Annotated in this window: 2 protein-coding genes; both read right to left on the reverse strand. The window is 73.8% G+C overall.

Going from position 1 to position 9,071, the window contains the following annotated elements:
* Positions 1-20: 20 nt before the first annotated feature.
* A complete protein-coding gene (locus GWI24_RS12960) occupies positions 21-5,033 on the reverse strand; it encodes a type I polyketide synthase (protein WP_210946102.1) in 5,013 nt (1,670 codons plus the stop codon).
* 16 nt (positions 5,034-5,049) lie between these two features.
* The coding region (locus GWI24_RS12965; protein ID WP_210946103.1) for an SDR family NAD(P)-dependent oxidoreductase at positions 5,050-9,071 on the reverse strand (4,022 nt) is incomplete at its 5' end.

Consider the following 9,071-nt stretch of genomic DNA (forward strand, 5'->3'; position numbering starts at 1 on the left):
CCGGGGCCCGCGACCGCCGGTCAGACCCCGAGTTCGCGGTCGATGAGGGCGAACACCTCATCGGCGGTGGCCGCCGCCAGATCCTGCTCGCCCGCAGGCTCATCGGCCTCCTGCGCGGTGGCGGTGTACTTCCACACCAGGGCCTGCAACCGGTTCACCAGACCGGCCCGCCGCGGGTCGCCGATCGGCAGCCCGGCCAGCGCGGCCTCGAGCTCGTCGAGGTGTCCGGACACCGGATGTGCCGCGTCGGCCTCCCCCGGGTCCACCTCGGTCAGCAGATGGCCCGCCAGCGTGCGAGGTGTCGGATAGTCGAACACCACCGTGGTCGGCAGGCTCAGCCCCGTGGCGGCGCGCAGCCGGTTCCTGAGCTCCACGGCCGCGATGGAGTCGAACCCGAGCTCCTTGAACGGACGGTCCGGCTCGACCGCCTCCGGCGCCGGATAGTGCAGTACGGCCGCCACATGGGCGCGTACCAGCGCCAGCAGCCGCTCGACCCGCTCGTCCTCGGGCAGGGCGCCCAGCTCCCGCCGCAGCGCCGACGCCACGTCGGCGCCGGTGTCCGCCGCGGGTCCCCGCGCGGCTTCGATGGCCTGGCGGGCGGCCGGGACACCGTCGAAGAGCCTGCTGGGACGGGCGAGGGTGAACAGCGGTGCGAAGCGCTCCCATGCCACATCGGCGACGGTGACGCCCGGATCATCGTGGTCGAGCACCTGGCTCAGTGCGGTCAGCGCCGGCCGGGGGTCCAGCGGGGTCAGGCCCTGCCGCCGGGAGCGCTCGGTGTGCGAGGTCGTCGTCGCGTCCGGTGTGTCACCGCCGTACGGCAGGTCCCACAGCCCCCACGCGATCGAGACGGTGGACCGGCCGTCGGCCCGGTCGTGCCGTGCCAGCGCGTCGAGGCAGGCGGTGGCGGCCGCGTAGGAGCCGTGGTCCTTGCTGCCCCAGGACGCTGCGACGGTGGAGAAGTAGACCACGGTGTCCTCGGGACCCATGCCGCAGAGTTCGTCCAGGTGGCGCCCGGCGTCGTCCAGGTGGGCGCGGATCTCCTCGGCCAGCCGCCGCGGGGTGAGCTCCATCAGCGGGGCCAGCTCGCCGGAGGCCGAGGTGTGGACGATGGTCCCGATCCGTCCGCTGGCCTCCGCCACGCGCTCGACGAGGCGCGCGGTGCCTTCCCGGTCGGCGGGCACGTGGTCGGCCACGGTGAGTCCGGTGCCGAGCGCGTCCAGTTCGGCCTTCAGCTCCACGGCGCCGGGGGCATCGCCACCTCCCGGGCACAGCATCACGATGTGTTCCGCCCCGTCGGCGGCCAGGTGGCGGGCGACATGGGCGGCGGGCCCGTCGGCGGTTCCGGTGATGAGCACGGTGCCCCGGGGCTTCCAGGTGCGCCGCGGGACCCGGCCGCCGATCGGGTCGGGGACCAGCCGACGTCCGTACGCACCGGCCGGGCGCAGCGCCACCTCGTCCTCGCCCCAGGCACCTGTCAGCAGGGCGCGCAGCCGCTCCGCGTCGAGGGTGTCCGGGCTCACGGGCAGATCCACCAACCCGCCCCATCGGTCGGGGTGTTCGAGGGCGGCCACCCTGCCGAGCCCCCACAGCTGGGCCTGGTGGGGAGCGTCGGGGGACTCGGAATCATCGATGGCGACCGCACCACGGGTGGCGCACCACAGGGGCGCGGTGACGGCGGCGTCCACCAGCGCCTGGAGCAGAGTGAGTGTGCCGGTCAGGCCGGGGGCCACGCCGGGGAGCAGTGACGGCGCGGCGTCGTCCAGAGCCAGCAGCGACAGGACGCCCGTCGATGGCGGCTCCTCGGCGCACCGGGAGCGCAGCAGCTCGGCGAGCCCCTCGCGGTCGATGTCCTCGGCCACCTCCAGCCGCCGCGCCTGGCCGCCGTCCGCGCCCAGCGCCCGTACGCAGGCGTCGGTCCAGGCGTCGGGGGCGCCCTGCGGGTGGACCACGAGCCAGGAGCCCGCAGGGGCAGGGGCGGCATCGGTGACGGGCCGCCACTCGACGCGGTAGCGCCAGGAGTCCACGGCGCAGCGCTCACGCCGGGCGCGGCGCCATGTCGAGAGCGCGGGGAGCACGGTGCCCAGTGAGGTCCGGTGGCCGGTGTCGTCCGGGAGGCTCAGCGTCTCGGAGAGCGCGCTCAGGTCCTCGCCCTCCACCGCGGCCCAGAACCGGGACTCCTCCTCGTCCGCCGGGGCCCGCGTGTCGAACGACACCGAGTCGGCCAGCCAGTACCGCTCCCGCTGGAAGGCGTAGGTGGGCAGTTCGACGGTGCGCGGGGCGGCGGGACCGGTGGGGTGGAGGGTGGTCCAGTCGACCGCGACGCCCGCCGTGAAGGCCAGCGCGAGGGACTCGATCAGCCGCGCCGGGCCGCCGTGGTCGCGCCGGAGCGTGGGCACGGTAACGGCGTCGAGCCCGGCTTCCTCGAAGCTCTCCTGCATGCCGACGGTCAGTACGGGATGGGTGCTGCTCTCGATGAAGACACGGTGGCCATCGGCCAGCAGCGCCCGGACGGTGTCGGCGAACCGCACCGGTTCACGGAGGTTGGTCACCCAGTAGCCGGTGTCCAGCGCGGCGGTGTCGATCCGGCCGGCGGTGACCGTGGAGTAGAACGCCACCGTGGACGCGACCGGCCGGACACCGGCCAGGGCCTCCGTCAGCTCGTCGGCGATCTCGTCCACCTGAGGGCTGTGCGAGGCGTAGTCCACCTCGATGGGCCGCGCCCGGTCGCCCGCTTCCTGACACGCCGCCACGGCGTGCGCAACCTGCCCGGGTGGGCCGGAAATCACCGTGGACGAGGGCCCGTTGACGGCCGCCACGCCCACGGCCGCCGTCTGGTCGCCCAGCCCGGCCAGCAGCTTCTCGGCCCGCTCGCGGCTCACTCCCAGGGAGGCCATCGCCCCGCCACCGGCCAGCCGCCGCAACGCCTTGCTACGCAGCGCCACGACCTTGGCACCGTCCTCCAAGGACAGGGCCCCGGCCACCACGGCCGCCGCGATCTCGCCCTGGCTGTGCCCGATCACCGCCGCCGGACGTACGCCATGGCCTGCCCACACCGCGGCGAGCGACACCATCGCGGCCCACAGGACGGGCTGTACGACATCGACACGGCCCAGGTCGGCCGCCCCGTCGGCACCGCGTAGCACATCGGTGAGGGACCAGTCGACGTACGGCGCCAGGGCACGCTCACACTCCGCCACGCGGGCGGCGAACGCGGGTGAGGCGTCGAGCAGTCCGGCGCCCATGCCCGCCCACTGCGAGCCCTGGCCGGGGAACACCAGCACCGGGCCCGGATCCCCGGCCACGGCGGCACCACCGGGGTGGACCAGGCCCGGGTGCGTCCCGCCGGTGGCCAGCGCCTCGACGGCCGCCATCAGTTCCTCGCGGGTCTCGCCCACGGCCACGGCCCGGTGGTCGAACACCGAGCGGGTGGTGACCAGCGACCAGCTCACCTCGGCGATGGACGGCCCCGGATCGGCGGCCATCCGCCGGGCGAGCGCCGCCGCCTGCCCCCGCAGGGCCTGGCCGCTACGGGCGGACAGCACCCAGGGCACCACCGCCGTCGCCACCGCCGCCGGCGCCACGGGAGTGCGGTCCGCGGGCTCCTCCGGCTCGGGCTCCTCCTGCCCGGCAGGGCTACTCGGCTCGGGGGCCTGCTCCAGGATCAGATGGGCGTTGGTGCCGCTGATCCCGAAGGAGGACACCCCGGCCCTGCGGGGGCGCTCGCCCCTCGGCCACGCCACCGGTTCGGTCAGCAGCCGTACCCCGCCGCCCTCCCACTCCACATGCGAGGTCGGCTCATCGATGTGCAGAGTGACCGGCAGCGTCTCGTGGCGGAGCGCCATCACCATCTTGATCACACCGGCCACCCCGGCGGCCGCCTGGGCATGGCCGATGTTCGACTTGAGCGACCCCAGCCACAGGGGCCGTTCACCGGGCCGGTCCCGTCCGTAGGTGGCCAGCAGCGCGTGTGCCTCGATCGGGTCGCCGAGGGAGGTGCCCGTGCCATGGGCCTCCACCGCGTCGACCTGGTCGGCGGCGAGGCGTGCGCTGGCCAGCGCCTGGCGGATCACCCGTTCCTGCGATACGTCGTTGGGCGCGGTGAGTCCGTTGCTGGCACCGTCCTGGTTGACGGCCGAGCCCCGGATCAGGGCCAGCACCCGATGCCCGTTGCGCCGCGCGTCCGACAGCCGCTCCAGCAGCACCAGGCCGACGCCCTCGGAGAAGCCCGTGCCGTCCGCGGCGGCCGCGAAGGACTTGCAGCGGCCGTCCGGGGCCAGCCCGCGCTGCCGCGAGAACTCGGCGAACGCGGTCGGTGTGGTGAGCGCGGTGACCCCGCCCGCGAGCGCCAGATCGCATTCGCCCTGGCGCAGCGCCTGGCTCGCCAGATGCATGGCCACCAGCGACGACGAACACGCCGTGTCCACCGTCACCGCCGGGCCCTCCAGACCGAAGGTGTACGCCACCCGGCCGGAGACCACACTGGTCAGGCTGCCGGTCGTGGCATAGCCCTCGAAACCCTCGGGGACCTGCGGCATCCGGGACAGATAGTCCTGGCTGGACACGCCCGCGTACACACCGGTCCGGCTGCCCTTCATCGTCACCGGGTCGACACCCGCGCGTTCGAACAGCTCCCAGGCCACCTCGAGCAGCAGCCGCTGCTGCGGATCCATCGCCAGTGCCTCGCGCGGGCTGATCCCGAAGAACTCCGCGTCGAAACGGTCGGCGCCGTCCAGGAAACCGCCGTGCCGGACATAGCTGGTGCCGGGGTGGTCGGGGTCCGGGTGGTAGAGGCCCTCCAGATCCCAGCCGCGGTCGGTGGGGAACGCGGTGATGCCGTCGCCACCGGAGGCCACCAGCTCCCACAGCTCCTCGGGGCAGCCGACACCACCCGGATAGCGGCAGGCCGTGCTCACGATGGCCACCGGCTCCTGGGACCGCTCCTCCATCTCGCGCAGCCGCTGACGGGCCTGCCCGAGATCCACCGTGACCCGCTTCAGATACTGGCGGAGCTTCTCTTCCGTACCCGACATCAGTCCTCACTCACGATCAAGAGGGCAGTTCCCTGTCGATGAACTCGAACAACTCGTCGTCCGACGCGGAGTCGAGGGCGCCGTCGTCCGCGGAGGGACGGTGCTCGCCGGTGGCCTCGGCCGGTGTGCCGTCGTTGAGCCGCCACAGCAGCGCCTCCAGGCGCTTCGCCAGCCGGCCGCGGGCCTCGTCGTGGGCACCGAGCCCCGCCATCGCCGCCTCCAGCCGCTCCAGCTCGCCGAAGACGGGCGTCGAGGTGTCCGCCTGCGCGGGGCACAGCTGCTCGCGCAGTTCGGCGGCGATGGCCGAGGGCGTCGGATGCCTGAAGACGACGGTGGCGGGCAGCCGCAGCCCGGTGGCGGCGGCGAGCCGGTTGCGCAGTTCGACACCGGTCAGCGAGTCGAAGCCCAGGTCCTTGAACGGGGTGTCACCGGACACCGCACCGGCGTCGGTGTGGCCCAGCACCGCCGCTGCCTGCGTGCGCACCAGCGTGAGCAGGATCCGGTGCCGCTCCTCCGCGGACACCGCCGTGAGCTGGGCGACCAGACCGGCGGCGGGCGCCCCGGTGGCGGCGGTACGACGGGTGGTCGTCCCGCTGTCGAGGAGCGTACGCAGCAGGGCGGGCAGCGTGTCCGCGGGCTGGGCGGCCAGGGTCCGGAGGTCCAGCTGTACGGCCGCGGGTTGCGGGGCGCCGTGCCAGCAGGCGGCGTCCATCAGCCCCAGCGCCCGCGCACCGGACATGGCGGCGATGCCGGAGCGGGACATCCTGGCCAGGTCCGCCTCGTCCAGATGCCCGGTCATACCGCTGGTATCGGCCCACAGGCCCCAGGCCACCGAGACGGCCGGGAGGCCCATGGCCTGGCGGTGGACGGCCAGGGCGTCGCAATAGGCGTTGGCCGCCGCGTAGTTGGCCTGGCCCGGGCTGCCCATCACGCCCGCGGCCGAGGAGAACATCACGAACATGCCGAGCCGCAGATGCGCGGTGGCGGCGTGGAGATGGGCCGCGGCCGTGGCCTTGGGCCCCCATACCCGCGCCAGACGCTCCGGGGTCTGCGAGGTGACCACCGCGTCGTCCAGTACGCCGGCCGCGTGGACGACACCGGTCAGGGGGTGCGCCGGGTCGATGCCCGCGACGAGGCCGTGCACCGCGGCGCCATCGGTGACATCCACCGCCTCGATCCGGGCCTCGGCGCCCAGGTCGGCGAGCTGGGCCACGAGCTCCTTCGCTCCGGGTGCGTCGGGGCCACTGCGGCTCACCAGCAGCAGATGACGGATGTTCCAGGTGCGGACGAGATGCTCGGCCACCAGAGCGCCGAGGGTGCCGGTGCCACCGGTGATGAGCACGGTGCCGTCCGTGTCCACCCGGGCGGGGACATCCAGGACCAGCTTGCCGGTGTGCTTGGCCTGACTGAGATACCGCAATGCCTCACGCGCCCGGCTGAGCGGCCATGCATGTACCGGGGGCGATTCGAGCGCACCGGATGCGAACAACTCGCCCAGTTCGCGCAGCATTTCGCCAATACGGTCCGGACCGGCATCGGTGATCAGGTCGTAGACCCGGTAGGTCACCCCGGGGTGCTCGGCCGCGATCAGCTCCGGGTCGCGGATGTCGGTCTTGCCCATCTCCAGCAACCGGCCGCCTTCGCGGAGGAGACGGAGTGAGGCATCGACGAAGGGGCCGGCGAGGCTGTTGAGCACCACATCGACGCCACGACCACCGGTGGCCTCCCGGAGCGCCTCTTCGAAGGCCAGGTCGCGCGACGAGGCCCGATGGGCCTGGTCGATGCCCATCTCCTCCAGCACCCCGTGTTTCGCCGGGCTCGCCGTCGCGTAGACCTCCGCGCCCAGGTGGCGCGCCATCCGCACGGCGGCCGTTCCCACGCCACCGGTCGCGGCATGGATCAGCACCGACTCTCCGGGCCGGAGCCCTGCGAGGTCCGTCAGTCCGTACCAGGCGGTGAGATAGGCCACCGGTACGGCCGCAGCCTGCCGGAAGCTCCAGCCATCCGGGATCGGCGCCAGCAACCGCGCGTCGGTGACCGCGAGCGGTCCGAACGACTGGTCGAGGACGCCCATGACGCGGTCGCCCACGGACACGTGGGTCACCTCGGGGCCGATGTCCACCACGACCCCGGCGCCCTCTCCACCGAGTCCGGTCTGGCCTGGCACCATGCCCAAACTGACCACGACATCACGGAAGTTGACACCAGCGGCGCGCACGGCGATCCGCACCTGGCCCGCGCCCAGGGGCTCCAGCACCTCGGGGCAGGGCACCGGTACGACGTTCTCCAGGGTCGCCGTGCCCGCCGTGTCCAGCCGCCATGCCTCCGGCTGCGCCACGGGGCCCACCAGCCCCGCGCCTCCCGTACCTGCGTGGACCAGGCGGGGCACGAGGGCCCGACCGGTGCGCAGGGCCAGCAGGGGCTCGTCCATCTCCACGGCGCGCGCCACGGCGATGCGGACGGAGTCGGTGTGGGGGTCGGCTTGGGAGTTGGGCTCATCGTCGCGGTCGAGGAGGACGAACCGGCCGGGGTTCTCCGACTGTGCGCTGCGTACGAGGCCCCATACGGCGGCCGCGGCCAGGTCCACCCGGGTGGTGCTCTCGGGGCCGTCGACGGCGACCGCACCTAGCGTGATCACCACCAACCGGGCATCCGCCAGCCGCGGTTCGGCCAGCCAGCCCCGTACCAGCTCCAGCGCCCGTTCGGTCGCCGACAACGCCTCGGCCGATGCCTCCTCGGCGCCCTCACGGGTGGGCCCGGTCAGGTCGGCCAGGTCGGTCATGTCGGCGATAACGACGGGCGGTACGGGCTCGTCGTCATCGAGTGCCGCGACGAGCGCGGCCGGATCCGGGTGGCCGTCGGCGCCCAGGACCGCCCAGCGATCGGCCCCGGCCGCCGCCTCTCCGGCCCCGGCCGCGAGCGGCAGGGGAGTCCACTCGACGGTGAACAGACTGTCCGTGGCGTGGCTGCCCGGAGCCACCGCCGCCCGCAGCTGATCGACGCTCGCGGGCCGCATCGCCACGGAGTCGACCGTCAGCACCGGAGCGCCGACTGCGTCGGCCACGGTCAGCCGCAGTGCCCGCTCGCCCTCGGCGGTCTCCTGGTGGGGAGAGAGACGTACTCGGACCGTGGTCGCCCCGGCCGCCCACAACGTCACACCGTTCCAGGCGAACGGCAGCCAGACCCGGCCATCGGTTGGTTCGTCACCGGTCGTCTCGGTGTCATCGTGCGGGTCGAGCTGGTCGATCAGCAGTGCGGGATGCAGCGCGGCGTCCAGCAGCGCAGGGTGAATGCCGAATCCGGCCTGCTCCCCTGCGGCCTCGGGCAGGACCACCTCCGCGCATACGTCGGCCCCGTCCCGCCACACTGCCCGCAGCCCCTGGAAGGACGGCCCGTAGGCATAGCCCGAGGCCGCGACCCGGTCGTAGAACCCGTCGACGCCGAGCGGTGCCGCACCGGCCGGAGGCCACGCCCCGCCCAGCCCCGGCGCCTCGTCGGAACGGTCCGAGGGCGGGCTCAGCACACCCTCCGCATGGCAGATCCAGCCCGTGCCGGAGTCTCCCTCACCGGCGGCGGGCCGGGAGTACACCCGCGCCTCGCGCCGCCCGTCCTCGGCGGCCTCGCCCACGACGATCTGCACCCGCAGCCCACCCGACGGCGGCAAGACAAGTGGCACGTGCAGCGCCAGCTCATCCACACCGTCACAGCCGACCTCATCGGCCGCCCGCAGCACCCACTCGGCCAGCGCCGCGCCGGGGACCAGCACCGCGTCCGCCACCATATGCTCACCGAGCCATGTGTGCGTACGCGCCGAAATCCGGCCCGTCAGCACGTGGCCACGGCCATCGGCGAGCTCCACTGCGGCGCCCAGCAGCGGATGTCCGGCGGAGACCAGCCCCAGGTCGGCCGGGTCGCCGGCGCGTCCGCCGTGGCCGTCGAGCCAGTAGCGCTCACGCTGGAACGCGTAGGTGGGCAGGGCGACCACGCGGGGTGCCGGGGAGCTCGGGTACAGGGTGGTCCAATCGACGTCGACCCCGG

The sequence above is a fragment of the Streptomyces sp. MK37H genome (assembly GCF_018035285.1).
In the GTDB taxonomy this organism is placed as follows: domain Bacteria; phylum Actinomycetota; class Actinomycetes; order Streptomycetales; family Streptomycetaceae; genus Streptomyces; species Streptomyces endocoffeicus.